The sequence below is a fragment of the Ruegeria sp. AB10 genome (assembly GCF_056542745.1).
On the sequence record NZ_JBQGAI010000003.1, the window covers coordinates 150,825 to 177,013 of the forward strand.

27 protein-coding genes and 1 riboswitch are annotated in these 26,189 nt (G+C 60.9%); of the genes, 24 read left to right on the forward strand and 3 right to left on the reverse strand.

Annotated elements, in window-relative coordinates; all coding sequences use genetic code 11:
- Positions 1-25: 25 nt before the first annotated feature.
- The 12 genes from dnaJ to radC all read left to right on the forward strand — a co-directional run bounded on the left by dnaJ (position 26) and on the right by radC (position 9,759).
- Complete coding sequence (gene dnaJ / locus ACR0NT_RS08150) at positions 26-1,180, forward strand: molecular chaperone DnaJ (RefSeq protein WP_170444633.1); 1,155 nt, start codon at positions 26-28, stop codon at positions 1,178-1,180.
- 276 nt (positions 1,181-1,456) lie between these two features.
- Positions 1,457-1,563, forward strand: a riboswitch (TPP riboswitch).
- A 44-nt stretch (positions 1,564-1,607) separates the two neighbouring features.
- Positions 1,608-2,411, forward strand: coding sequence for a bifunctional hydroxymethylpyrimidine kinase/phosphomethylpyrimidine kinase (thiD, locus tag ACR0NT_RS08155; RefSeq protein WP_170672632.1), 804 nt, complete (start codon positions 1,608-1,610; stop codon positions 2,409-2,411).
- A complete protein-coding gene (locus ACR0NT_RS08160; RefSeq protein WP_170444628.1) occupies positions 2,408-3,385 on the forward strand; it encodes an FAD-dependent oxidoreductase in 978 nt (325 codons plus the stop codon). The genes thiD and ACR0NT_RS08160 overlap by 4 nt, the downstream gene beginning before the upstream one ends.
- Positions 3,369-3,563, forward strand: coding sequence for a sulfur carrier protein ThiS (thiS, locus tag ACR0NT_RS08165; protein WP_170444624.1), 195 nt, complete (start codon positions 3,369-3,371; stop codon positions 3,561-3,563). The genes ACR0NT_RS08160 and thiS overlap by 17 nt, the downstream gene beginning before the upstream one ends.
- A gap of 2 nt (positions 3,564-3,565) precedes the next feature.
- A complete protein-coding gene (locus ACR0NT_RS08170; protein WP_170672635.1) occupies positions 3,566-4,330 on the forward strand; it encodes a thiazole synthase in 765 nt (254 codons plus the stop codon).
- Positions 4,327-4,923 (forward strand): thiamine phosphate synthase, encoded by a 597-nt coding sequence (locus ACR0NT_RS08175; RefSeq protein WP_170672637.1) that lies wholly within the window; start codon positions 4,327-4,329, stop codon positions 4,921-4,923. The genes ACR0NT_RS08170 and ACR0NT_RS08175 overlap by 4 nt, the downstream gene beginning before the upstream one ends.
- Entirely contained in the window at positions 4,920-5,885 is a 966-nt protein-coding gene (locus ACR0NT_RS08180) for a ThiF family adenylyltransferase (protein ID WP_170672639.1), read from the forward strand. Before ACR0NT_RS08175 ends, ACR0NT_RS08180 begins: the two co-directional genes overlap by 4 nt.
- Before the next feature lie 20 nt (positions 5,886-5,905).
- Positions 5,906-6,841, forward strand: coding sequence for an ABC transporter substrate-binding protein (locus tag ACR0NT_RS08185; RefSeq protein ID WP_170672641.1), 936 nt, complete (start codon positions 5,906-5,908; stop codon positions 6,839-6,841).
- Positions 6,838-7,512, forward strand: a complete 675-nt coding sequence (tenA, locus tag ACR0NT_RS08190) for a thiaminase II (protein WP_170672643.1) — start codon at positions 6,838-6,840, stop codon at positions 7,510-7,512. Before ACR0NT_RS08185 ends, tenA begins: the two co-directional genes overlap by 4 nt.
- Positions 7,509-8,237, forward strand: coding sequence for an ABC transporter ATP-binding protein (locus ACR0NT_RS08195; protein ID WP_170672645.1), 729 nt, complete (start codon positions 7,509-7,511; stop codon positions 8,235-8,237). The genes tenA and ACR0NT_RS08195 overlap by 4 nt, the downstream gene beginning before the upstream one ends.
- Entirely contained in the window at positions 8,234-8,968 is a 735-nt protein-coding gene (locus tag ACR0NT_RS08200; protein WP_170672647.1) for an ABC transporter permease, read from the forward strand. Before ACR0NT_RS08195 ends, ACR0NT_RS08200 begins: the two co-directional genes overlap by 4 nt.
- 35 nt (positions 8,969-9,003) lie before the next feature.
- The gene (radC, locus tag ACR0NT_RS08205; protein WP_170672649.1) at positions 9,004-9,759 is read left to right on the forward strand and encodes a RadC family protein; all 756 of its coding nucleotides are present in this window, start codon (positions 9,004-9,006) and stop codon (positions 9,757-9,759) included.
- Positions 9,760-9,763: 4 nt separating this feature from the next.
- On the opposite strand, the gene ACR0NT_RS08210 is transcribed toward radC, so the two are convergent.
- The 3 genes from ACR0NT_RS08210 to secA all read right to left on the reverse strand — a co-directional run bounded on the left by ACR0NT_RS08210 (position 9,764) and on the right by secA (position 15,087).
- Positions 9,764-11,320 carry a phosphate ABC transporter substrate-binding/OmpA family protein gene (locus ACR0NT_RS08210; RefSeq protein WP_170672651.1) on the reverse strand — a complete coding sequence of 519 codons (1,557 nt, stop codon included), beginning with the start codon at positions 11,318-11,320 and terminating at the stop codon, positions 9,764-9,766.
- 25 nt (positions 11,321-11,345) lie between these two features.
- Positions 11,346-12,269 (reverse strand): hypothetical protein, encoded by a 924-nt coding sequence (locus ACR0NT_RS08215; protein ID WP_170672653.1) that lies wholly within the window; start codon positions 12,267-12,269, stop codon positions 11,346-11,348.
- A gap of 100 nt (positions 12,270-12,369) precedes the next feature.
- Positions 12,370-15,087, reverse strand: a complete 2,718-nt coding sequence (secA, locus tag ACR0NT_RS08220; protein ID WP_170444592.1) for a preprotein translocase subunit SecA — start codon at positions 15,085-15,087, stop codon at positions 12,370-12,372.
- A gap of 176 nt (positions 15,088-15,263) precedes the next feature.
- Between secA and ACR0NT_RS08225 the strand changes: the two genes are divergently transcribed.
- The 12 genes from ACR0NT_RS08225 (at position 15,264) to ACR0NT_RS08280 (ending at position 26,181) form a co-directional block, all read left to right on the forward strand.
- Entirely contained in the window at positions 15,264-16,112 is an 849-nt protein-coding gene (locus tag ACR0NT_RS08225) for a peptidylprolyl isomerase (RefSeq protein WP_170672655.1), read from the forward strand.
- 6 nt (positions 16,113-16,118) lie between these two features.
- Positions 16,119-17,345: a bifunctional glutamate N-acetyltransferase/amino-acid acetyltransferase ArgJ gene (gene argJ, locus ACR0NT_RS08230; protein ID WP_170672657.1), complete on the forward strand. Its 1,227-nt coding sequence runs from the start codon at positions 16,119-16,121 to the stop codon at positions 17,343-17,345.
- Positions 17,342-17,740 carry an 8-oxo-dGTP diphosphatase MutT gene (gene mutT / locus ACR0NT_RS08235; protein WP_170672659.1) on the forward strand — a complete coding sequence of 133 codons (399 nt, stop codon included), beginning with the start codon at positions 17,342-17,344 and terminating at the stop codon, positions 17,738-17,740. Before argJ ends, mutT begins: the two co-directional genes overlap by 4 nt.
- Before the next feature lie 59 nt (positions 17,741-17,799).
- Positions 17,800-18,255, forward strand: coding sequence for a hypothetical protein (locus ACR0NT_RS08240; RefSeq protein ID WP_170444580.1), 456 nt, complete (start codon positions 17,800-17,802; stop codon positions 18,253-18,255).
- A 216-nt stretch (positions 18,256-18,471) separates the two neighbouring features.
- Complete coding sequence (locus tag ACR0NT_RS08245; RefSeq protein ID WP_170673293.1) at positions 18,472-20,415, forward strand: AMP-binding protein; 1,944 nt, start codon at positions 18,472-18,474, stop codon at positions 20,413-20,415.
- 78 nt (positions 20,416-20,493) lie between these two features.
- A complete protein-coding gene (locus ACR0NT_RS08250) occupies positions 20,494-21,312 on the forward strand; it encodes an ABC transporter ATP-binding protein (protein ID WP_170444577.1) in 819 nt (272 codons plus the stop codon).
- 29 nt (positions 21,313-21,341) lie between these two features.
- The gene (locus ACR0NT_RS08255) at positions 21,342-22,328 is read left to right on the forward strand and encodes a branched-chain amino acid ABC transporter permease (protein WP_170672661.1); all 987 of its coding nucleotides are present in this window, start codon (positions 21,342-21,344) and stop codon (positions 22,326-22,328) included.
- The gene (locus tag ACR0NT_RS08260) at positions 22,329-22,583 is read left to right on the forward strand and encodes a hypothetical protein (RefSeq protein WP_170444570.1); all 255 of its coding nucleotides are present in this window, start codon (positions 22,329-22,331) and stop codon (positions 22,581-22,583) included.
- Positions 22,580-22,837 (forward strand): hypothetical protein, encoded by a 258-nt coding sequence (locus ACR0NT_RS08265; protein WP_170672663.1) that lies wholly within the window; start codon positions 22,580-22,582, stop codon positions 22,835-22,837. Before ACR0NT_RS08260 ends, ACR0NT_RS08265 begins: the two co-directional genes overlap by 4 nt.
- Positions 22,838-22,840: 3 nt before the next feature.
- Positions 22,841-23,917 (forward strand): branched-chain amino acid ABC transporter permease, encoded by a 1,077-nt coding sequence (locus ACR0NT_RS08270; protein WP_170444565.1) that lies wholly within the window; start codon positions 22,841-22,843, stop codon positions 23,915-23,917.
- 74 nt (positions 23,918-23,991) lie between these two features.
- Entirely contained in the window at positions 23,992-25,275 is a 1,284-nt protein-coding gene (locus ACR0NT_RS08275; protein WP_170672665.1) for an ABC transporter substrate-binding protein, read from the forward strand.
- A gap of 72 nt (positions 25,276-25,347) precedes the next feature.
- Positions 25,348-26,181: an ABC transporter ATP-binding protein gene (locus ACR0NT_RS08280; protein WP_170672667.1), complete on the forward strand. Its 834-nt coding sequence runs from the start codon at positions 25,348-25,350 to the stop codon at positions 26,179-26,181.
- The last annotated feature ends 8 nt before the right edge of the window (positions 26,182-26,189 follow it).

Below are 26,189 nucleotides of genomic sequence, written 5' to 3' on the forward strand. Positions count from 1 at the left end.
TACGTTGAGGCAGAAGGAAACACTGATGTCAAAACGCGACTATTACGATGTGCTGGGCGTTGCCAAGGGCGCATCGGCGGACGAGATCAAAAAGGGTTTTCGCAAGAAGGCCAAGGAACTGCATCCCGACCGCAACAAAGACAACCCGGATGCCGAGGCGCAGTTCAAAGAAGCCAATGAGGCTTATGACGTTCTGCGCGATGCCGACAAAAAGGCTGCCTATGACCGCTTTGGCCACGCCGCGTTCGAAAACGGCATGGGTGGTGGCGGTGGCCGTCCCGGTGGCGGCTTTGGTCAGGGCGATTTTTCCAGCGCGTTCTCGGATGTGTTCGACGATCTGTTCGGCGATTTCATGGGCGGCCAGCGCGGTGGTGCCGGTGGCGGGCGCCGTGCCGCGCGGGGGTCCGACCTGCGCTATAACCTGCGTGTGACGCTGGAAGAGGCGTTCTCGGGCCTGCAGAAAACCATCAGCGTTCCGGCTGCCGTGGCCTGTTCGGCCTGTGACGGTTCGGGTGCCGAAGGCGGCGTGGAGCCGACCACCTGCCCGACCTGTTCCGGCATGGGCAAGGTCCGCGCGCAGCAGGGATTTTTCACCGTCGAACGCAGTTGCCCCACCTGTTCCGGTTTGGGCCAGATCATCAAGAACCCCTGTAAATCCTGCGGTGGTGCAGGCCGCGTAGAGAAAGAACGCGCGCTGTCCGTGAACATCCCCGCCGGTGTCGAGACCGGCACCCGTATCCGTTTGGCGGGTGAGGGTGAGGCCGGGATGCGCGGTGGCCCTCCGGGTGATCTGTATATCTTTGTCGAAGTGTCCGATCACAAACTGTTCGAGCGCGACAGTGTAAATCTCTATTGCCGTGTGCCGGTCAGCATGGCCAAGGCCGCGCTGGGCGGATCGATCGAAGTGCCCACCATCGACGGTGGACGCGGTCGCGTGCAGATACCGGCTGGCAGCCAATCGGGCCGTCAGATGCGTCTGCGCGGCAAGGGTATGCCTGCCCTGCGCGGTGGCGGTGTTGGTGACATGTTCATCGAACTGGCCGTGGAAACACCGGTCAACCTGACCAGCCGCCAGAAAGAGCTGCTGAAAGAGTTCGATGATCTGGGTGAAGATAACCACCCGGAATCAAACAGCTTTTTCTCATCCGTCAAGTCCTTCTGGGACGGGATGAAAGGCTGATACAACAAAACAGGCCGCACCGATTGGGGCGGCCTTTTGCTTAAGGGGGCTCTGCCCCCGCCGCCCTTTGGGCGACTCCCCCGGGATATTTATAGACAGATGAAGCAGGGGATCCGGACTTCATCTGTCTGAAAATATCCCGGAGCGCGAGGCAGAGCCTCGCTAAATTCCTTCAATTCATTGCGCGCGCATAGGTTGGTCTTATTTACCTGCCGGATGTGGTCTTACGATCCGAAGATTGCCGCTTGATTTTCTCCCCCTTGCCTGAGATTGTCCGCCCAACCGTTGGGGTGCCCCGATCAAGGGGCTGAGAGGCGTGAATGCGCTAACCCATCGAACCTGATCCGGGCAATACCGGCGTAGGGAACGGTCTAACATGCACAGACGTTTTCCATGCTGCGTTGCCCATTAATGATGGAGCAACGATATGGCGCATATTGCCCTGACTATTGCGGGCTCGGACAGTGGCGGCGGGGCCGGGATACAGGCGGATCTCAAGGCGATGTCCGCATTGGGCGTATACGGCGCCAGCGTGATCACGGCGGTGACGGCGCAGAATACCCGGGCCGTGACAGCGGTGCATGGGATTCCTCTGGATGTGGTGTCCGCCCAGATCGAGGCGGTTCTGACCGACCTGGACGTCGGTGCGATCAAGATCGGGATGCTGGCGACACCAGAGATCATACAGACGGTTGCGGACTCCATTGCCGGGTTTGATGGCCCGGTTGTGCTGGACCCGGTGATGATTGCCAAATCGGGGGATGCATTGCTGGCGCAGGACGCGGTGCAGACCTTGCGCGATATTCTTGTACCACAAGCCACGTTGCTGACCCCGAACCTGCCCGAAGCCGCCTGTTTGTTGGAGAGTGCCGAGGCCGAAACGTCTGACCAGATGGTTGCGCAAGGGCTGGCCTTGTGCGGGCTGGGCGCAGGTTCGGTGCTGATGAAAGGGGGACATGGCCGCGGGACTGTCTGCCATGACATGCTGGTCGATGCCTCCGGTCTCGTGGCCGAGTTCACCTCCCCCCGACGCGAGACGCGAAACACGCATGGTACAGGGTGCACCTTGTCGTCGTCGATTGCGGCGGGGCTGGCTCGGGGGCTTGGTCTGACCGACGCGGTTGGGCAGGCGCATGACTATCTGCAGGGGGCGATCGCCCGGGCGGACGGTCTGATGATCGGGCAGGGGCACGGGCCGGTGCATCACTTCCACCGGGTCTGGCCCGCGTGACGGTTTGGTCGGTCATAGGGTCCGGGGTGGCCGGATTGGCAGTGGCCAGCGAGCTTGTCTCGCGGGGCGCCAAGGTTCAGGTTTTTGATCCCGCAGGCCCTCCGGGTCCGCATGGGTGTTCCTGGTGGGCGGGCGGCATGCTGGCCCCGTGGTGTGAGTATGAAAACGCCGAGGAACCTGTGCTGCGGTTGGGGCAAGCTGCATTGGATTGGTGGGCGGCGCGCACGCCAGTGGAGCGGCAGGGTACGCTGGTTGTGGCCAACCCGCGCGATCTGCCCGATCTGCGCCGGTTTGCCCGCCGGACCGAGGGGTACAGCGAAGTCACGCAACCCGAAATCGCTCAATTAGAGCCTGATTTGCACGGATTCGCCAAAGGTCTCTATTTCACGAATGAAGCCCATCTGGACCCACGCCGGGCCTTGCGGGACATTCATGGGCAACTGCTGGAACAAGGCGTCGAATTCCACCGCAAACTCGCCCCATCACGGCTTGAAAATGCAATTGACTGCCGGGGACTGCACGCCCGCGAGGTGCTGCACGATCTGCGCGGCGTGAAGGGCGAGATGCTGGTGATCCGTTGCCCGGACGTGACCCTGACCCGGCCTGTGCGTCTGCTGCACCCAAGAATGCCGCTTTACATCGTGCCGCGTGGGGACGGCGTCTACATGCTGGGCGCGACGATGATCGAAAGCGAGGACAGCAGCCGCATCACCGCGCGGTCGATGCTGGAACTGCTCAGCGCCGCCTATGCACTGAATCCCGCTTTTGGTGAGGCTGAGGTATTGGAGATCGGCGTCGATCTGCGCCCGACCTTTCCCGACAACCTGCCGCGCATTCGGCGGCTGGGGCGCACGATCTATGCCAATGGCCTCTATCGCCACGGCTATCTGCTGGCCCCGGCGCTGGCGCAGGGTGTGGCGGATCTGGCGCTGGACAACAAACATTCGGAGATGGTCGATGAAGATCGTGCTTAATGGCGAACCGCGCGAAGTGCGGGCTGAAACTCTTACGGAGCTGCTGGTCGAATGCGGATTCTCGGGGCGGGTGGCCACGGCCGTGAATGAGGATTTCGTGCCCTCGGGTCTGCGCATGGCCCACACATTGACCGACGGCGATCGGATCGAAGTTGTCGCGCCGATGCAGGGGGGGTGAAGATGAAGACTTTCTACGGCACCTCTCTGCCCAACCCCCTGATGCTGGGTACGGCGCAATATCCCAGCCCTGCGATCCTGGAACAGGCGTTTCGGGACAGTGGCGCAGGGGTTGCCACGGTATCACTGCGGCGCGAATCCGGGGCGGGGCAGACATTCTGGCAGATGATCCGCGAATTGGGCGTGCTGGTCCTGCCCAACACCGCCGGGTGTCACACGGTCAAAGAGGCCGTGACCACCGCCCATATGGCGCGGGAGGTGTTCGATACCAAATGGATCAAGCTGGAACTGATCGACCATACCGACAGCCTGCAGCCGGATGTGTTCCAACTGGTCGAGGCCGCCCGCATTCTGACTGAAGACGGGTTTCAGGTCTTCCCCTACACCACTGACGATCTGATCGTGGGCGAACGTCTGCTGGCGGCAGGGTGCGAGGTTTTGATGCCCTGGGGCGCGCCGATTGGATCGGGACGGGGGCTGAACAACGTCTATGCCCTGCGCGCGATGCGGGCCGAATTCCCGGATGTGCCGCTGGTGATCGACGCCGGGATCGGTTTGCCCAGCCACGCGGCGCAGGCGATGGAGTTGGGGTATGACGCGGTGCTGCTGAATACCGCCGTGGCGCGGGCGGGCGATCCGGCGGCGATGGCCAAGGCGATGATGCTGGCGATTGAAGCGGGGCAGTTGGCGCATCAGGCTGACCCGATCGAGGCGCGCGATATGGCCGAACCCTCAACCCCGGTGATCGGAAAGGCGTTCCTGTTATGAGGCTGGACCGGTTTTACCCGATCTTCGATCACTCGGAGTGGCTGCGTCGGATGCTGCCGTTGGGTGTGAAATTCGTGCAATTGAGGATCAAGGACCAGCCCGACGCGGTGGTGCGCGACCAGATTGCCCTGTCACGCGATCTGTGCTGCGAACATGGTGCGGTGCTGGTGGTGAATGACTATTGGCAAGACGCTATCGATCTGGGCTGCGACTGGATCCATCTGGGGCAGGAGGATCTGGACGACGCCGATCTGAAAGCCATCCGCAAGGCGGGCCTCAAGCTGGGCGTATCCACCCACGACGATGAGGAGCTTAAACGGGTGCTGGCCATGGACCCGGACTATGTCGCGTTGGGGCCGGTCTATCCGACCATCCTGAAAAAGATGAAATGGCATCAACAGGGCCTACCGCGTGTCACCGAATGGAAAGAGCGTGTGGGCAATATTCCTCTGGTCGGCATAGGTGGCATGAGCGTCGAACGCGCGCCGGGCGTGTTGCAGGCGGGGGCTGATATCGTTTCGGTCGTCACCGACATTACGCTGAACACCGATCCAGAGGCCCGCGTACGCCAATGGATCGAGGTCACGAGATGAGCCGCTATGCCCGACAGATGATCCTGCCGGAAGTTGGCGCAGAAGGGCAGGCCCGCTTGTCCGCCGCGCGGGTTCAGGTGGTGGGCGCGGGGGGGCTGGCCGCCCCTGCGCTGCCGCTGCTGGCCGGGGCCGGGGTCGGACAGTTGACGATCATGGATCGCGATGAGGTCGCTCTGTCGAACCTGCACCGGCAGACCTTGTTTAGGCAGTCTGACTGTGGGCGCCTAAAAGCTGAGGTCGCGGCTGAGCGATGTTATGCGTTGAACGATGACTGCGCAGTAGTTGCGAAAAAACAGGCTCTAACAAGCGAAAATGCCGCCATTTTGGTTGCGCAGGCGGATGTGATCCTCGATTGCGCCGACAGCTATGCGGCCAGCTATATCCTTTCGGATACCTGTCTGGCGCAGGGCAAACCGCTGATCAGCGCCTCGGTGCTGGGCCTGTCGGGTTTCGTCGGCGGGTTCTGTTGCGGGGCTCCGTCCCTGCGCGCCTTGTTTCCTGATGCCCCGGACAGTGCAGCCAGTTGTGCGACCGCAGGGGTACTTGGCCCCGTGGTCGGAACGATCGGAGCGGTACAGGCGCAGATGGCGCTGAATCTGATCTTGGGCATGGACCCATCCCCCTTGGGTCAGATGGTCCAATATGATGGCCGCACCCTGCGCAGCAGCAGTTTCCGGTTCGATGACGCGCCCGAGCCGAGTAGTCGTTTCCGCTTCCTCTCGGCCAGTCAACTGACGGCGGAGGACCAGATCATCGAACTGCGCGGCCCTGACGAAGCGCCCGTTCCCGTGCATCCCAGCGCGGCTCGTGTCTCACCCGAAAGGTTGCAAGACATAGACCCTAACAAAGGCAAAAGACTGGCGCTCTGCTGCGCCACCGGCCTGCGCGCATGGCGCGCGGCGGAAAAAATTCAACCGGATTGGCCGGGCGAGATTGTCCTCGTCGCGGCTTCAACCTCGTGAGTGAAAAGGAAACGCGAGACATGAAGAAACTGATCACAGCCATTGCCCTGCTGGCCGCCGCGCCCGCCTGGGCCGAGGATAAGATGACCGTTCTGCTGGACTGGTTCATCAACCCCGACCACGGCCCTATCATCGTGGCGCAGGAAAACGGTTATTTCGCGGACGAAGGGCTTGAGGTCGAAATCATCCCGCCCGCCGACCCCTCGGCGCCACCGCGTCTGGTGGCGGCCGGTCAGGCGGATCTGGCGGTGTCCTATCAGCCGCAGCTGCACCTGCAGATTCACGAGGGCCTGCCGCTGAAACGTGTCGGCACGCTGGTTGCCACCCCGCTGAACTGCCTGCTGGTGCTTGAGGATGGCCCGATCGAAACGCTGGCCGACCTCAAGGACAAAAAGGTCGGGTTCTCGGTCGCCGGTGTGGAAGAGGCGGTTCTGTCCGCGATGCTTAACACCCATGACGTGGCGCTGGACGATATCGAGATGATCAACGTGAATTTCTCGCTGTCGCCGTCGCTGATGAGCGGCCAGGTGGACGCGGTGATCGGGGCCTTCCGCAATTTTGAGCTGAACCAGATGGATATCGAAGGTGTCGCGGGCCGCTGTTTCTATATCGAGGAAGAAGGCGTGCCGCCCTATGATGAGCTGATCTATGTCGCCAATCCCGAAACGATGGACGCCGACAAGGTCGCGCGTTTTCTGGCCGCGACAGAAAAAGCGACCCAGTTCATCGTGAACAACCCGGAAAAAAGCTGGGAGATTTTCGCCGCTACCTCGCCGGAATTGCAGGATGAGTTGAACGCCCGTGCCTGGGCCGACACGCTGCCCCGTTTTGCCCTGCGTCCTGCCGGTTTTGACGCGGGCCGCTATGCCCGGTTCGAGGCGTTCCTGAAAGACAGCGGCATGATCGACAGCATCAACCCGGTCAGCGACATCACCATCGACGTGACCGTGCAATGAGCGGATACGGCAAAGCGTTCACGCTGATGCGTGATGCGGCGCAAGGGCCGTGGCGGGATTATACCCGCCACGCCTTTGTTGAAGGGATGAAGGATGGCACCCTGCCGCGTGAGGCGTTTCTGCACTATCTGCGGCAGGACTATGTGTTCCTGATCCACTTCTCGCGCGCTTGGGCATTGGCGGTAGTGAAGTCCGAAACCCATTCCGAGATGCTGACTGCGGTTGCGACCGTCAACGCATTGGTGGCTGAAGAAATGCAGCTGCATATCGGGATTTGCGAGGCCGAAGGCATCTCGGGCGAAGAGCTGTTCGCGACCAGGGAACGGGCCGAGAATCTGGCCTATACCCGCTTTGTGCTCGAGGCCGGGTATAGCGGCGATCTGCTGGACCTGTTGGCCGCGCTGGCGCCTTGCGTGATGGGGTATGGTGAGATTGGCGCTCGGCTGGCGTCCGAGGCCACTTCGGACACTTATCGGGACTGGATCAACACCTATGCCAGCCCGGATTATCAGGCGGCGTGTCAGGCGGTCGGGGAAATGCTTGATGCGGCTCTAACACGGCGTATTGGTGCAGATTTTGAGACATCACCGCGTTGGCAGCGCCTGTGCCAAATCTTCCGCACCGCGACCGAACTTGAGGTCAATTTCTGGCAGATGGGCCTGACCCCATGACCCCGGCACCCGGCCTGACAATCAGCGGATTGGCCAGCATTGATGGCACACCGCTGTTTGCGCCGCTGTCACTAACGCTTGGCGCGGGGCAATGGACCTGCCTGCTGGGTGGCTCAGGTGTTGGGAAAACCACCGTTCTGCGCTTGATTGCAGGGCTGGATACCGGGGCTGACTTTGACGGTCAGATCACCGCCAGCGATGGTCAACCAGTGACCCAGCGTGTTGCTTACATGGCGCAGGACGATCTGCTGTTGCCTTGGGCGACCGTGGCGCAGAATGTTTTGCTGGGCGCGCGATTGCGGGGTGAAAAACCGGACCTTGCGCGGCGTGACCGACTGATCGAACGGATGCGCCTGCAGGATCATTTGACCAAGAAACCCGGCGAATTGTCTGGCGGGCAGCGGCAGCGCGTCGCCTTGGCCCGCACGCTGATGGAAGATCGCCCTATCGTGTTGCTGGACGAACCGTTTTCGGCCCTCGACGCCCGCACCCGCGCCGACATGCAGGATCTGGCCGCCGAGGCTTTGCGGGGGCGCACCGTTCTGCTGGTCACCCATGATCCGGCTGAGGCCGCCCGGCTGGGCCAGTCCATCGTGGTCATGACGCAACACGGTCTGACCCCCTGTCAGCCTCCTGCTGCGCCTGCCCCGCGCAAGGTCGATGATCTTGGTTCGCTGGAGACCCAAGGCGCGCTTCTGCGGCTGCTGCGAGAGGAGGCGGCGTGAAATACCTCTCGGCTCTCGCCGCGACCCTGTTCGCATTGGCGGTCTGGCAGGCGATTGTTTCGCTGACCGGCTTGCCGAAATTCATCCTGCCCGGACCCGCCTTGGTGGCGGAGACATGGTGGCAGAGCCGCTGGCTGATTGCTGAACACACCTGGATCACCGCGGTCGAAGTGGTGGTCGGGCTGGCCTGCGGTACGGTTCTGGGAGTTGTCACCGCGCTGCAACTGGCCAATTCCCGCGCCGCACGGGTGTTGGTGCAGCCGATGCTGGTGTTCACGCAGGCGTTGCCGGTTTTTGCGCTGGCGCCGCTGCTGACCCTGTGGCTGGGTTACGGGCTGTGGTCCAAGGTGGCGATGGCGGTGCTGATCATCTATTTCCCGATCACCTCATCCTTTTTCGACGGGCTGATGCGGACGCCTGCGGGGTATCTCGATCTGGCGCGCACCATGCAGGCCAGCCCGCGCGCGGTGTTGTGGCATATCCGGATACCGGCGGCCTTGCCTTCGCTCACCTCGGGGATGCGTCTGGCGGCGGTTTACGCGCCGATCGGGGCGGTGATCGGGGAATGGGTCGGGTCCTCGCAGGGGTTGGGGTATCTGATGCTGCTGGCCAATGGCCGGGCCAAGACCGATCTGATGTTTGCGGCGATGCTGACGCTGGGAGTGTTCTCGGTCCTGCTGCATATGCTGGTTCGGCGTGCCACTTCCCGCATGGCGGGTGAGGCGCGTTAACCTTTCAGAAACCGATTCTGCGCCAATCTCAGGGCATGACCCAGGACGCCTTTGCCGAAGCCCCGATGCTGTTTGAAACCGACGAAGCCCCGGTGCAGCCGCTGCCGTCTGGTCGATTGCCCTCCTATATCAAAGACCACCGAAAACGGCTGCGCGAAAGGTTCATGTCCGGTGGCTCGGCGGCGATGCCGGATTATGAGCTGTTGGAGCTGGTCCTGTTCCGATCCATCCCCCGGCAGGACGTCAAACCGCTGGCGCGGGCGCTGATGGATACATTCGGCGATTTTAACCGGGTGCTGACCGCGCCCGAGGAACGGCTGCGCCAGATCAAGGGTGTCGGCGATACGGTGATCACCGACCTGAAAATCCTTGAGGCCTGCGCCCACCGCATGGCCCGCGCGCGGGTGATGCAGCGACATGTGATTTCGGGCTGGGACGCGCTGCTGGATTATTGCCACACCACCATGGCCCATCGTGAAACCGAGCAGTTCCGGGTGTTCTATCTGGATCGCAAGAATGTGCTGATCGCGGATGAGGAACAGGCCAAGGGCACCGTGGATCACGTGCCGGTCTACCCGCGTGAGGTGGCGAAACGGGCGTTGGAGCTGAACGCCTCAGCGCTTATTCTGGTGCACAACCACCCGTCGGGCGACCCGACCCCGTCACAGTCGGATATCGACATGACCAACCGGATTCAGGACGCCTGTCTGGCGCTGGGCCTGACGCTGCACGATCACCTGATCATCGGAAAATCGAATGAGCTGAGCTTTCGTTCGGAAGGGTATCTGTAGCGGGTTACCTGACCCAGACCTCGACCCGGCGATTGACCTTGCGGCCCCAATCCGTGTCGTCGCAGGCCATCGGCATGGCCTCACCGAACCCGTCGACCTCAAGCTCGATACTGTCGGGGATCGCGGTTTCCACCGCAGCCAGCACCGCATTGCGCACCGTTTTTGCCCGCAGCAGCGCAATCCGTGCGTTCGCCGCCGCGTCGCCGTCGCCGTCGCTGAAACCGACAAAGACCAGTTTGCGCGCATCGAGCGTTCCGGCCTCAAGCTGTTGGGCCAGGTGCTGGATGTTGGACCGCGATTGCGCGTCCGGCCGCGAAGACCCGGCCTCGAACCGGAAAGACAGCGACAAGCGGGACAGAGGCCGCAATGTGGTGACCATGCGCTGCAGTTCTTCCAGCCCGACCTCAGCGCCGCCCGAGGCAACGGCATTGGCAAACCGGTTTCCCTGCAGCTCGATCGGCATCCTCTCAGGCGCCTGATCGACAAAACCAGCGTCGCGGATTGCCATCTGCGCGTCAGCGCTTTGGGTATAGGCCAGAAACTGACGAGCGACGCGGGGCAGGCGTTGCTGGGGCAGATACAGGAACATGGGTGAGGTCAGCGGGTAATCCTCGGTCTTGATCGTTTGCCTTGTGGCCATCAGAGCATGACCACACCCCCCGGCCAGCGGCAGGGCGCGGGCCGTTTCGACCTCGGCCTCGCTGGCTATTCCGATGGCAAAGGCATCATCGGCCACGGCACGCACCAGATCGCTGCCACGCGCGTGTCGGAGAACGGCATCAGACAGCGCTACTTTGGCGGGGGCAAGCAACCGATCCTCGACCCCTTGCGCCAGCCCCGACCCGGCATCGGGCAGGTGCAGCGCAATTGGCGCGTCCGGTCCGCCCAAAGCAGACCAGTTGTCGATCTCACCGGACAGCACCAGCGCCAGATCGGACAGGGAAACAAACGGCACCGGGTTGTCTGGGGCGACGATGGGAACCAGCGCATCCAAGGCAACAACCCGAGACCGGCGCGCGAGGGTCAGATCGCCCAAACCGGCGGCCTCGGCAGCCTCTTGTTCCGACGGGCGAATTTCGCGCAAGGCCATCACGATATCGGTTTGACCTGCGATCAGATCGGAAAAGCCGCCGCCTGTATTGCCGATGTCGAAAAAGAACCGCCCAAGCGGGGCATCGCGCCCGGTCCGGTGCAGTTCATAAACCAGTTTATCATTTTGGGTCGTGAGGGAGGTTGCGGACAGCCCTTCTTGCTCCGCAAAGCCCATCAGCAGGGCGGGCAGTACCTTTTCGGCCATGACGGACGATCCGGAAAACCGCAGCTCTGCCACGTAATCGGTCAGGTTGGGGCAGGCGGGTCCGTCGCAGGTCACGCCAGAGCCGTCGACCGTCAGCTCGCCGAATTGCGTGTCGATGCGGTAGAACTCACCATCAAACCCCAGAAGGGTCCCGGCCACCTCGACTTTGCCGTCATGAGAGGTGAGCGTGATGTCCTGCGCCTGAACGGCCGAGGCCAATAGTGCCGAAAACAGTGCGGCTGCCGCCACACGAAGGAATGTCATTGGAAGTTCGAGCCTGCCTGCGGGTTTAGTTTGCCGCGATTGTCAGGTTTTGGAACAGATTATTCAACACCAGAAACTCTCCGGTTTTGGAACAATCCGGAAAGCTGAGTGTCAGGTCGCGCGACCGCAGGCTTCGGTCATATTGCAATTCCATCGACTGCACGCTCAGGTCCTGGCCGCAATTGGCCTCGGTCACTTCGGCCTCGACCGTCAATGCGATCGACCCCGACTGGTGCGATTGTGCCGCGGGAAAGGAATAGACCTCGATGTTGCGGGCATCGGGGAACTTGGGCTGGGACAGATGCACGACGCTGCCCGCGCCTTGCGTGCCTGACCCGGCAGAAACATGACCCGCGTCGCCATAGCCAGCGCCGAATTCCAGCGCATGTAGCTGCAACTCGGTCTCACCCTGCCATTGCAGGGCGACGCGGGAATACTGACCGACGTCGGGAATGTGAGTGGTGGCTACGGTCCCTTTCTGATCGTCAAGCGAGATCAGAAAGATCGCGTATTCCGACAGGGCCGGCATGGTCAGATCCAATGTGCCGTTTGCGTCCGTCTCTTGCGTGACGGTCAGGCCGCTGTGATGCACTTCGATCCGTTCATTGCCGTGGCAGGGGGCTTTGACGATCAGGCGGGCGGCGGCGCCGGGGACGGCATGTGCCCGGGCGCTCAGGCCACAATCGGCGCGGTCTGAGGGGGTTGACCGACTGGGTTTGAGCCTGCGTTGCGTCGATGACGTGATCTGGTGTGTTCCCGTGGCGGGGGTCGAGGAGGTCAGGACAATACCCTCCAGCCCGGACACACCTGCGTTCGGGGCGGCGGCCGCAATTTCATCGTCCTGCGAACCGTTCAGTCCCGCAGGAATTCCGTTTTGCATCAGGTAACCAATCGCCAGCGCGCAAACGACTGTGCCGCCGGTGGTCACGTAGTTTTTAATTACAAACAAGACACCCTCCCCAGTTGAAGGAGCGAGTCGCATATTGATTAAGAAACACGGCCAATATGTGGCCGTGACAGGGACTCAATGTGTCTGCAATCGGGTGACGTTAGGTCAGACGCCCGTGGCAATGTTTGAACTTTTTGCCCGACCCGCAGGGGCACCGGTCATTGCGCGACGGGTTGCCCCAGGTGCTGGGATCGTCCTCGACAAAACCGGGGCGGGCATCGCCCGAGGCTTCGGCCTCGGCCACCGCTTCGGCGCGGTCCGAGGCCTGATCGACCGCCTGTTGCGCCTGTGCCTGTTGTGCCGCCATCTGCGCCAGCATTTCCTTTTGCTCTTCCTCGGTCAGCGGACGCACGCGCGACAATTGCTGGGTCACGGTTTCGCGCAGGCCGTCGAGCATCCCTTCGAACAGCTGGAAGCTTTCGTTCTTGTATTCGTTCAGCGGATCGCGCTGCGCGTAGCCGCGGAAACCCACGACCGACCGCAGATGTTCCAGCGTCAGCAGGTGCTCGCGCCACTTGCTGTCGATGGTGTTCAGCAGCACCTGCTTTTCGATGTTGCGCATGTTTTCGGGGCCAAAGGCGGCGGCCTTCTGCGCCATCATCTCGTCGGCGGCGTTGATCAGGCGTTCGCGCACCTGTTCGTCATCCACACCTTCCTCGGCGGCCCAGTCCTGCACCGGGGCGTCAATGGTCAGCTTGTCCTTGATCGCCTCGTGCAGGCCGTCGGTGTCCCACTGATCGGCATAGGATTTGGGCGGCATGTATTCGTCGATCAGATCGTCGATCACCTGCTCGCGCATGTCCGAGACGATCTCGGACAGGTCATCCGAGGACATGATCTCGCGCCGCTGGCTGAACACCACTTTCCGCTGGTCGTTCATCACGTCGTCGAATTTCAGAACGTTCTTGCGCATGTCAAAGTTGCGGCCTTCGACCTTGGATTGCGCCCGTTCCAGCGACTTGTTGACCCAGGGGTGGATGATGGCCTCACCCTCTTGCAGGCCCAGTGTGGTCAGAACCTTGTCCAGCCGTTCCGAACCGAAGATGCGCATCAGGTCGTCTTCGAGGCTGAGGTAGAACACCGTGCGCCCCGGATCGCCCTGACGGCCCGAGCGGCCACGCAACTGGTTGTCGATACGGCGGCTTTCGTGGCGTTCGGACGCCATCACATACAGGCCACCGGCGGCCAGAACCTTTTCCTTCTCTGCCGCGTGGTTGGCTTCTTCGGCGGCGCGCAGTTCCGAGGGATCAGCCTCGGGGTTTTCAGCCAGCGCCTTCAGCACTTTCATTTCCACATTGCCGCCCAGCTGAATGTCGGTGCCGCGACCGGCCATGTTGGTGGCGATGGTCACCGCGCCCAGACGGCCCGCATCGGCAACGATCTGCGCCTCTTGCTCGTGCTGGCGGGCGTTCAGGACATTGTGGGCGATACCTTCCTTTTGCAGCAGCTGGCTGAGCAGTTCGGATTTCTCGATCGACGTGGTGCCCAGCAGAACCGGCTGGCCCTTTTCCTGTGCTTCCTTGGTCTGTTCAATCATCGCGCCGTATTTCTCGGCGCCGGTGCGATAGACCTGATCGTCCTCGTCCACCCGGGCGATCGGCTTGTTGGTCGGAACCTCGACCACGCCCAGACCATAGATCTCGGCAAATTCCTCGGCCTCGGTCAGGGCGGTACCGGTCATGCCGCTCAGCTTGTCATAGAGGCGGAAATAATTCTGGAAGGTCACGCTGGCCAGCGTCACGTTCTCGGGCTGGATCTGGACACCTTCCTTGGCTTCGATGGCCTGGTGCAGGCCTTCCGACAGGCGGCGGCCCGGCATCATGCGGCCGGTGAATTCGTCGATCAGCACGACATTGCCGTCACGCACGATGTAATCCTTGTCACGCGTGAACAGTTTATGCGCGCGCAGACCCTGATTGACGTGGTGAACAACCGTGGTGCTTTCGGGATCATAGAGCGAATGGCCTTCTGGGATCAGCCCGGCGGCAATCAGCTGCTGCTCGAGAAACTCGTTGCCCTCGTCGGTGAAGGTCACGTTGCGGGATTTCTCATCCAGCGAGTAGTGATCGTCGCTCAGCGAGGGGATCAGCCCGTCGATGGCGGTATACAGGTCCGACCGGTCCTGCGACGGCCCCGAGATGATCAGCGGCGTACGCGCCTCGTCGATTAGGATCGAATCCACCTCGTCCACAATCGCGAAATTATGGTACTTCTGATAGACCTGCTCCAGATCGGCCTTCATGTTGTCGCGCAGGTAGTCGAACCCAAGCTCGTTATTGGTGGCATAGGTGATGTCGCATTTATAGGCGGCCATCTTCTCGGCATCCGGCTGGCCCGACCAGATCACGCCGGTGGTCATGCCCACCGAAGCAAACACCTTGCCCATCCATTCCGAGTCGCGTTTGGCCAGATATTCGTTCACCGTGACCACATGCACGCCCTTGCCGGTCAGAGCGTTCAGATAGGCGGGGAAGGTGGCAACCAGCGTCTTGCCCTCACCGGTCTTCATCTCCGAGATATTGCCCTGATGCAGGAAGGTGCCGCCCATCAGCTGCACGTCAAAGGCGCGCAGACCCAGCGCCCGCTTGGCGCCTTCGCGAACATTGGCAAAGGCTTCGGGCAGCAGCGCGTCCAGGCTTTCACCGTCCAGCGCGCGTTTGCGCAGTTCAGCGGTCTTTTCGATCAGGCCCTCATCGGACAGCTTCTCGAACTCGGGTTCCAGCGCGTTGATCTTTTCGATCAGGGGGCGGGTCGCCTTGATCTTGCGGTCGTTCGGTGTTCCGAACACCTTTTTGGCGAGCGTTCCGAGTCCCAGCATGTTCACTCCAGCGGATCTGTTCTTATCGTGGTTGCGACAGGCTTGCCCACCTTGCGCGCAACCCATAGATACGGGGGGTGAAAGGCGGCCCTGTCCAAGGCTTAAAAGCGATGTAAGCGGCAGGTACCAGAGTGTCAACGCTGCGCCCTGTCGCGGCAAAGAAATAGGATGATTCCATGCCCAAAGGCCTCACTTTTCTGCCATCGCTGGCGCTTGCTGCGGTGATGGCCCTGCCATTGGCCGCTGAAACCAAACCCGACGCCGGCACCGTCATCGCGCGTGTGAACGGGGATGAGATCACATTGGGTCACGTCATCGCCACCGGGGCTGCCCTGCCCGAGCAGTACCAGCAGATCGAAGACGACGTCCTGTACGAGCTGATCGTCGACCAGCTGATCCAGCAGGTGCTGCTGGGCCAGCAGCAGGACGCCTTGTCCAAGCTGAACACACTGGCGCTGGACAATGAGACGCGCTCGCTGCTGGCGGTTCAGACGGTGAATACGCTGCTTGAGGAAGAGCTGACGGATGACGCGATCCAGGCGGCCTATGACGCGAAATATGCCGATTTCCAGGGCGCGGATGAATTCAACGCCAGCCACATCCTTGTGAAAACCGAAGAAGAGGCCAAGGACATCAAGGCGCAGTTGGACGACGGCGCTGATTTCGCCGAGCTGGCCAAGGAAAAATCGACCGGCCCGTCAGGTCCCAATGGGGGTGAGCTGGGCTGGTTCGGATCGGGCCAGATGGTTCCGGCATTTGAGGCGGCCGTGATCGGGCTGGAAAAAGGTCAGGTGTCCGAGCCGGTGAAAACCCAGTTCGGCTGGCACGTGATCACCCTGAACGACAAGCGCAAATCCGAGGCGCCCGAGCTGGATCAGGTCCGCGCCGAACTGACCCAGACCATGCAGCAAGAGGTCATTCAGGCCCGCATCGACGAACTGACTCAGCAGGCCGAGATCGAGCGCCCGGCACTGGAAGGCGTCGGCCCTGAAGTTCTGCGTCAGACTGACCTGATTCAGGAGTAAACGCCCGTGGCCACGATCACCAAGGTCTCTCCGCTGGCCCCGGCGGGCTTTCCCGAATTGCCTGCAATTGACGGTGTGCGTTTCGCCACCGTCGAGGCGGGTGTGCGCTATCAGGGCCGCACCGACGTCATGCTGGCCGTGCTGGACCCCGGCACCTCGGTCGCCGGGGTGTTCACCCGGTCCGCCACCCGCGCGGCCCCGGTGCTGGATTGTCAGGACAAGATCGGCGGACCCAGCGATGGGCCTGCGGCGATCCTTGTGAACTCGGGCAATGCCAATGCCTTTACGGGGCATTACGGTCAGACCTCGGTGGCCGAGCTCACGCAGGCCGTCGCCACGGCGACCGGTGTGCCGGTCGAGCGGGTCTTTACCTCTTCGACCGGCGTGATCGGTGAGCCGCTGCCGCATGAGCGTATCGTTGCGCAGCTTGAGGCGCTGAAATCGGGCCTCAGCCGCCATGCCATCGAAGACGCCGCGCGCGCGATCATGACCACGGATACGTTCCCGAAAGGGGCCAGCGCGCAGGTCGAGATCGATGGCAAAACAGTCTCTATTGCGGGGATTGCCAAGGGATCCGGCATGATTGCGCCCGACATGGCGACGATGCTGGTCTATATCTTCACCGATGCGCAGGTCGTGCAATCGGCATTGCAGGCGATGCTGGGGGCGCAGACCGACCGGACCTTCAACTGCATCACCGTGGACAGCGACACCTCGACCTCTGACAGCTTGTTGCTGTGTGCCACCGGCGCCTCGGGCGTGGACGCCACCGGCAACGCGGCTTTTGCCGAGGCGCTGGAGGCTGTGATGCTGGACCTCGCGCAGCAGGTGGTGCGCGACGGGGAAGGGGCCACGAAATTCGTGGAAATCCGCGTCACCGGGGCCGCCTCGGACGCTGACGCCAAGGTGCACGGGCTGGCGATCGCCAACTCTCCGTTGGTGAAAACGGCGATTGCGGGCGAAGACCCGAACTGGGGCCGCGTGGTCATGGCTATCGGCAAATCCGGCGCCGCGGCGGATCGGGACCTGCTAAGCATCTCTTTCGGAGACATTCTGGTGGCGGAAAAAGGCTGGGTTAGTCCCGATTACCGCGAGGAAGACGCCGCCGCCTATATGAAAGGTCAGGATTTGGTGATCACCGTCGATCTGGGACTGGGCGCGGGCAAGTCCACCGTTTGGACCTGTGACCTGACCCACGGATATATCGAGATCAACGCGGATTATCGCTCGTGAAAACTATCCTTGTTTCTGCCGTTGCCCTGATCGACATCGAGGGCCGGGTGCTGCTGGCGCAGCGCCCCGAGGGCAAGTCGATGGCCGGTCTGTGGGAGTTCCCCGGCGGCAAGATCGAACCCGGCGAAACCCCCGAAGCCGCCCTGATCCGTGAATTGCACGAGGAACTGGGTATCGACACCTGGGCCTCATGCCTCGCCCCCCTGACCTTTGCCAGCCACAGCTATGACGATTTCCACCTGCTGATGCCGTTGTTTGCCTGTCGCAAGTGGGAGGGTATTCCGCAGTCGAAGGAAGGTCAGGCGCTGAAATGGGTGCGGGCGAACGATCTGCGCAGCTATCCGATGCCTGCGGCCGATGTGCCCTTGATTCCGATTTTGCGGGATTGGTTGTAAGGGCATGATTTGGACGGGCTCGTGAAAATTAGACTATCGACAAAGTAGGCGCCAAAAAAATGGGTTCTTGCAATCTCACCGAGATGAAAACCGAGCTTCTAAGTGCATTCAAATTTCAAACTCAGAGCCAAGTAAAGGCAAACAAGTTCGCGTCAACGCTTTGGACTTTGAACTCCGCAAACGAGAAGGAAGAAATCACCGGAGCGCTTCCAAGCTTTTTGGAAGGTGTTTTTTCTTTGTCTGAACAGAATTATTGGTCGCTTTTTCCGTACATGCTTGAACTGGTTTTGCAGGGTTCGGAGCGCGCAGATTTTTCGAGCGCAGTAGCACAGGTTCTGGCGCCGTTGGACAGCCAATTTACACGGAACTCTTATGTCAGTGTTCTGAGTTTGACGCAGAAAGAGATTGTGGCGTCCGTACTTGCAGAAACTTTTGCGGCGTCTCGTGCTTTGCCTGCGCATGATGCCAAGAGGCTGGCAAATGAGCTGATGATGGTGGAAGAGAAGCGGATTTAACTTGCCTCTTGAACTCAGTTCCGATGGCTCCACCCCCTGTTACAATTCGTAAGAATTGAGAAAACATCAGGCAAAACTTGACGCTGATCTTTCTCGCGTCCCTTATCGGGGCATTGGCGTTCGGGCCTTTGACCCGGACCCGCCATTTCCGGCCCGGGGAGGGGTCGGATGGGGAGGAGAGAGAGATTGGCTCAGACGCAGTCGGGCGCGGACGGGATGGCCTCCCTTCCGGCGCTGCTACATCGCAATGCGACACAGTTCGGGGATGCCCCGGCCTATCGGGAAAAGGAATTCGGCATCTGGCAATGCTGGACCTGGGCGGAAACCGCTGCCGAGATTCGCGCGCTGGCGCTTGGATTTCTGGAGATCGGCGTTGAAAAGGGCGACCATATTGCCGTGATCGGCCGCAATCGCCCGGCGCATTACTGGTCGATGGTCGCGGCGCAGATGGTGGGCGCGGTGCCGGTGCCCCTTTATCAGGATTCGGTGGCCGAAGAGATGGCTTATGTGCTGGAACATTGCGGCGCGAAATACGTCGTCTGCGGTGATCAGGAGCAGGTCGACAAGGTCATTGAGATTCAGGAAAACCTGCATCAGGTCAAACACATCTTCTATACCGACAAGCGCGGGATGCGGAAATACGACCATTCCCAGATGAACGCGCTGGAAGACATCATGGCCGAGGGCCGCGCGGGTCATCAGCGGTTCGATGCGGAACTGGACAAGCGGACTGCGGCGATCACCTATGACGATACCTGCGTGATGCTTTACACCTCGGGCACCACGGGTAAGCCCAAGGGTGTGGTTCTGTCGAACCGCAACGTGATCGAAAGCGCCAAGAACTCGGCCGAATTCGATCACCTGACCCGGAATGAGGACATCCTGTCTTACCTGCCGATGGCCTGGGTCGGGGATTTCATCTTTTCCATCGGACAGGCCTACTGGTGCGGTTTCTGCGTGAACTGTCCCGAAAGCGCCGACACGATGATGACCGACCTGCGCGAGATCGGACCGACTTATTTCTTCGCCCCGCCGCGGGTGTTCGAGACTCAGCTGACCAACGTCATGATCCGCATGGAGGATGCGGGTAAGTTCAAGCGGCGCATGTTCCATCACTTCATGGCGCACGCCAAGAAGGTCGGTGGCCTGCTGTTGGACGGCAAGCCGGTGGGTTTCGGCGACAAGCTGAAATACGCGCTGGGCGATATGCTGGTCTACGGTCCGCTGAAGGATACGCTGGGCTATGGCCGATTCCGCGTGGGGTATACAGCGGGTGAGGCCATCGGGCCGGAGATCTTTGATTTCTATCGCTCGCTGGGCATCAACCTGAAGCAGCTTTACGGTCAGACCGAAGCCACTGTGTTTATTACCGTTCAACCTGATGGTGAGGTGCGCGCCGATACGGTTGGTGTGCCCGCGCCGGCGGTTGAATTGAAAATCGACGACAATGGCGAGATCCACTACCGCTCGCCCGGTGTGTTCGTCGAGTATTACAACAACCCGGACTCGACAGCCTCGACCAAGGATGCCGAGGGCTGGGTGGCCACCGGGGATGCCGGGTTCATCGAGGAAGGCTCGGGTCATTTGCGGATCATCGACCGCGCCAAGGACGTGGGCAAGATGGCCGATGGGTCGATGTTCGCGCCGAAATATGTCGAGAACAAGCTGAAGTTTTTTCCCGATATCCTTGAGGTCGTGCTGTTCGGTAATGGCCGGGATCATTGTGTGGCCTTCATCAATATCGACCTGACCGCGGTCGGCAACTGGGCGGAACGCAACAACGTGGCCTATGCGTCCTATCAGGAACTGGCAGGCCATCCGCGTGTGTTGGAGACGATTCGGGGCCATGTGGAAGAGGTGAACAAGTCCGTGGCGGCTGATGAAATGCTGTCGGGCTGCCAGGTGCATCGCTTTGTCGTGCTGCACAAGGAACTGGACGCCGATGACGGTGAGATGACCCGCACGCGGAAAGTGCGGCGCGGGTTCGTCGAAGAGAAATTCAGCGACATCATCGCCGCGCTGTATGACGGATCTAAATCCGTCTCGACCACGACCGAAGTGACCTATGAGGACGGCCGCAAGGGGTCGATCTCGGCGACGTTGGAGATTGTGGACGCGCCGGTTGTGCCGGTCGCTCAGCACAAGGTGGCGGCGGAATGAAGGCCGGTCGCGCGCCGCTCGACCTGCGGTCATCGCCCCGCCCGCCGTCCCGTTTTTGCAAAAGTCAGGGAGTGACTGATGCTGGATAGTACCGAAGGATATGTCACCGAAGACGGCCGCAAGATCGGCGGTGTGGTGATGGAGATGAAGAACATCACCCTGCGCTTTGGCGGTGTGGTGGCGATCAAGGATATCTCGTTCGACATTCGCGAGGGCGAAATCCGCGCCATCATCGGGCCGAACGGGGCGGGCAAGTCCTCGATGCTGAACGTGATCTCGGGATTCTATGTCCCGCAAGAGGGCGAGGTCTGGTTTCATGGGTCAAAGCGCCCGCCGATGCGGCCCTATGAGGTGGCGCGGCAGGGCATTGCGCGGACGTTCCAGAATATCGCCCTGTTCGAAGGCATGAGCGTTCTGGACAACGTCATGACCGGGCGGCTGAACTACATGAAAACCAATATGTTCCAGCAGGCCTGGTGGAAGGGCAAAGCCGAGGCGGAAGAAGTAGAAAACCGCGAAGCCGTCGAAAAGATCATCGACTTTCTGGAAATCCAGCACATCCGCAAGACGCCAGTCTCGCGCCTGCCTTATGGGTTGAAAAAGCGGGTCGAACTTGCACGCGCACTGGCGGCCGAACCCAAGCTGCTGCTGTTGGATGAACCGATGGCTGGCATGAACGTCGAAGAGAAAGAGGACATGAGCCGCTTTATCCTTGATGTGAATGACGAGTTCGGCACCACCATCGCGCTGATCGAGCACGATATGGGCGTGGTTATGGACCTGAGCGACCGGGTGGTCGTGATGGATTACGGCAAGAAGATCGGCGACGGCACACCCGACGAGGTGCGCAGCAATCAGGACGTCATCGACGCCTATCTGGGGGTCAGTCATGACTGAGCATCGGACAGACATGGGGAGAGGCGCAAATGCCTGAACAACTCGTATTCGCGATGGAGGTCATCCTCAACGGTCTGATGGCCGGGGTGCTTTATGCGCTGGTCGCGCTGGGCTTTGTGCTGATCTACAAGGCCTCGGGGATTTTCAACTACGCCCAGGGGGTTATGGCCCTGTTTGCGGCGATGACATTGGTCGGGATCATGAGCGGCCAGGTGCCGTTTGCGCATCTGATCAACGCGACCTTCGGGACTCATGTGCACAAGTTCGGCTGGAACGTGCCGGCCCTGCTGGCGATCATCATGACCATGGGTGTGATGGTGCTGCTGGCCTGGGCGGTGCAGCGGTTCGTCATGCGGCATCTGGTCGGGCAGGAGCCGATAATCCTATTCATGGCCACCATCGGTCTGGCCTATTTCCTTGAAGGCGTGGCCGACCTGATGTGGGGGTCCGAGATCAAGACGCTGGATGTGGGCCTGCCGCAGGGCATCAACCTGTGGATTGATGAGACGACATTCAACATCTTCGGCTACGGCTTCTTCATAGACAATCTGGATATCGTGGCGACGGTGATCGCGGCGCTGCTGGTGGCGGCCTTGGTCGCGTTCAGCCAATACACCAAGCAAGGCCGGGCCATGCGCGCCGTGGCGGATGACCATCAGGCAGCGCTGTCGGTAGGGATTTCGCTGAACTTCATCTGGGTCATGGTCTGGTCGGTGGCAGGGTTCGTTGCTCTGGTCGCGGGGATCATGTGGGGCACCAAGTCGGGCGTGCAGTTCTCACTGTCGCTGATCGCGCTTAAGGCGCTGCCGGTGCTGATGTTGGGCGGGTTCACCTCGATCCCCGGCGCCATCGTGGGCGGCTTGATCATCGGTGTGGGAGAGAAGCTGTTCGAGTTCGCCATCGGCCCGCTGGTGGGTGGCGCGACCGAGAACTGGTTCGCCTATGTGCTGGCCTTGATCTTTCTGGTGTTCCGGCCGCAAGGTCTCTTCGGTGAGAAAATTATCGAGAGAGTATAGATGGATAACCTGAACCCACTTTTCAAAGCCTTACCAATTGCCTTGTTGGCCTATGGGTTGGCCCGTTCGCTGGCTGAGTGCTTTGAAATCAACTTGGCCGGTACAAGCATGGCGATGGCAGGCGATACTGAGTGGCAGATGAGGATGCTTCTCTACACCGGGTATTTGCGGGCATTGGATTCGCTGTTCTTCTATGCCGCCTTGGCAGGGGTGGTTCACTGGCTGAACTTCAGAAACAAAGGTGCGCTGGCATGACCAAATTCATCGCCATCATCAACGTGATCGCATGGGCCGGGTTCTGGGCCTTTGGGTACATCGCGCTCACCTCGGACGATCTGACCGACGGCCAACTGACCATCGCCGCAATTCTGGCCTTTGCCGGACTGATCATGGGCGTTCTGGCCTATCTGAAACTGGTGCGCGCCTCCGAGGCGAGCGGATATGCCAAGGGGTCCAACCAACTGGGCTCTGAGGCCCGCAACAAAGCGCAGGAAGAATGGGGAAAGTAAGACATGTTCTATCGTGAGGCCGGGGACTTCAAAACCTCGTACATTGATGACAGCCAGACCTTCCCGATCAAGTTCGACCGGTATCGGTACTATGTCGTGCTGGCCGTGGCGTTCGGGATCATTCCGTTCCTGATCAACGACTACCTGGCCAACGCGCTGCTGCTGCCGTTCCTGATCTACGCGATTGCGGCGATCGGGCTGAACATTCTGGTGGGCTATTGCGGGCAGGTCTCGCTGGGCACCGGAGGGTTCATGGCCGTGGGGGCTTATGCCTGCTACAAGCTGATGACCGCCTTTCCGGATGTGTCCATGTTCATCCACGTCATTCTGGCCGGAGGCATCACGGCCATCGTCGGCGTGCTGTTCGGCCTGCCATCCCTGCGGATCAAGGGGTTCTATCTGGCGGTGGCGACGCTGGCGGCGCAGTTCTTCCTGGTGTGGCTGTTCAACCGGGTGCCGTGGTTCTACAACTATTCCGCCTCGGGTCAGATCAACGCGCCGGAGCGTGACGTGTTCGGCATCATCATCACCGGGCCGAATGCTCCGGCCTGGGCGACCTATCTGTTCTGCCTGATCTTCCTGACCCTGTGCGCCCTGATTGCGCGGAACCTGACGCGCGGCACCACCGGGCGTACCTGGATGGCGATCCGCGACATGGATATCGCCGCCGAGATCATCGGGGTGAATCCCCTGAAGGCGAAACTGACCGCCTTTGCCGTCAGCTCGTTCTTTGTGGGCATCGCGGGCGCACTGTTCTTTGCCGTTTATCTGGGCGCGGTCGAGGTCGGTGAGGCCTTTGGTATCCAGAAATCGTTCCTGGTGCTGTTCATGATCATTATCGGCGGGTTGGGCTCGATCTTCGGTTCCTTCGCGGGGGCGGCGTTCCTGGTGCTGCTGCCGGTGGTGCTGAAAGTGGTCGGCGCCGACTGGCTGGGCTGGCCCACGGATATCGTGGCGCATCTGCAGCTGGTGATCGTCGGCGGGCTGATCATCCTGTTCCTGATCCTTGAACCGCATGGCCTGGCGCAGCTGTGGCGCGTGGCGAAGGAGAAACTCAGACTCTGGCCGTTCCCGCACTAAGGGGCAGGCCCAATCAGAAAACGGGTGCAAAAGCCCGATCCCAACATCGGACCAACCAAGGGAGGAGACACCCGATGAAATTGAAACTGGCAACCGCGGCGCTTGGCGCCCTGATGGCCGCAGGGCCAGCTCTGGCGGATCTGGTGATCCCCGACCTGAGCTATCGCACGGGACCTTATGCAGCTGGCGGCATTCCGTTCTCGGACGGGTATAACGACTATTTCACCCTGCTGAATGAACGCGATGGCGGTATCGGCGGTGTTCCGATCCGCGTGGTCGAGTGCGAAACCGGCTACAACACCGAAAAAGGCGTTGAGTGTTATGAGTCCACCAAGGGCGAAGGCGCGCTGGTCTATCAGCCGCTGTCCACCGGCATCACCTATCAGCTGATCCCGAAAGTGACTGCGGACAACATTCCGCTGCACACGATGGGCTATGGCCGGACCTCGGCCAAGAACGGCACCGTGTTCAGCCACGTTTTCAACTATCCGGCCAACTACTGGGACGGGGCTTCGGGGGCGATCAACTATCTGCTCGAGGAAAACGGCGGCGACCTGAGCGGCAAGAAAATCGCGCTGATCTATCACAACTCGGCCTATGGCAAGGAACCGATCCGCACGCTGGAAGAGCTGTCCAAGAAACATGGCTTTGAACTGGCGGCCCTGCCGGTCGATCACCCGGGTCAGGAGCAGAAATCGCAATGGCTGCAGATCCGCCGCGACCGTCCCGATTATGTCCTGATGTGGGGCTGGGGCGTGATGAACCAGGTGGCCGTACAAGAAGCCGCGAACATCCGCTTTCCGATGGAAAACTTCATCGGCATCTGGTGGTCGGGCTCGGAAAACGACGTTGTGCCCGCCGGTGAGGCCGCAAATGGCTATAAGGCGCTGACCTTCCACAATGTGGGCACCGACTTCCCGGTTTTCGACGATCTGAAGACACACGTAGTTGATGCGGGCAAAGCCGCAGGCGCGGGTGATCAGGTCGGTACGGTTCTGTATAACCGTGGCCTCTACGCGGCTGTGCTGGCTGCCGAAGCGATCAAAAAGGCGCAAGAGCTTTCGGGAAATGCCGACATTACCGCCGCCGAAATGCGCGAAGGTATGGAAGCGCTTGAAATGACCGAGGCGAAAATGACCGAACTGGGCCTGCCGAACTTTGGTCCGACCTTCTCGGTCTCGTGCGAGAACCACGGTGGCGACGCTCTGGTGGGCGTGACCCAATGGGATGCGGCGAACAAGACCTGGACGATGATCTCGGACTTCAAACCGACCGATGGTGAAGTGATCGGCGCGCTGATCGACGAAGATTCCGGTGCCTATGCCTCGGAAAACAACATCGACTCGCGCTGCAACTAAGGCGCTTTGATACACCGGGGCGGCGGTGAACTGCCGCCCCGAACCCCACACTCGCACGAAGGACACGCGCAGATGCTGGATGCGGCTCAAACCACCGAAGTTCAGGCGGAAAACCTGCTTGAGGTGAACAATATCGAGGTGATCTACAACCACGTCATCCTGGTTCTGAAGGGTGTCAGCCTGACCGTGCCCAAAGGGGGCATTACCGCTCTGCTCGGCGGCAACGGGGCGGGCAAGACGACGACGCTCAAGGCGGTGTCGAACCTGCTGCATTCGGAACGCGGCGAGGTCACCAAAGGGTCGATCAAATACCGCGGCACCAGTGTGCATGAAAGCGATCCGGCCGATCTGGTGGAAAAGGGCGTCATCCAGGTGATGGAAGGCCGCCACTGTTTCGAACACCTGACGGTCGAGGAAAACCTGCTGACCGGCGCCTATACCCGCAAGGACGGCAAGGCCGCGATCCAACAGGATCTTGATCTGGTCTATACCTATTTCCCCCGCCTCAAGGAGCGCCGCCGGTCTCAGGCGGGCTATACCTCGGGCGGTGAACAGCAGATGGTTGCGATGGGCCGGGCCCTGATGTCGCGCCCCGAGACGATTCTGCTGGATGAGCCCTCGATGGGTCTGGCGCCGCAGCTGGTCGAAGAGATTTTCGGCATCGTCAAAGACCTGAATGAAAAAGAGGGCGTGTCCTTCCTGCTGGCCGAACAGAACACCAATGTGGCGCTGCGATTTGCCCATTACGGGTATATTCTGGAATCAGGCCGCGTGGTGATGGATGGCCCGGCGGCTGAGCTGCGCGAAAACCCGGACGTGAAGGAATTCTATCTCGGCATGTCGGATGAGGGGCGCAAAAGCTTCCGTGACGTGCGCTCGTATCGCCGCCGCAAGAGGTGGCTGTAAGCGGATGG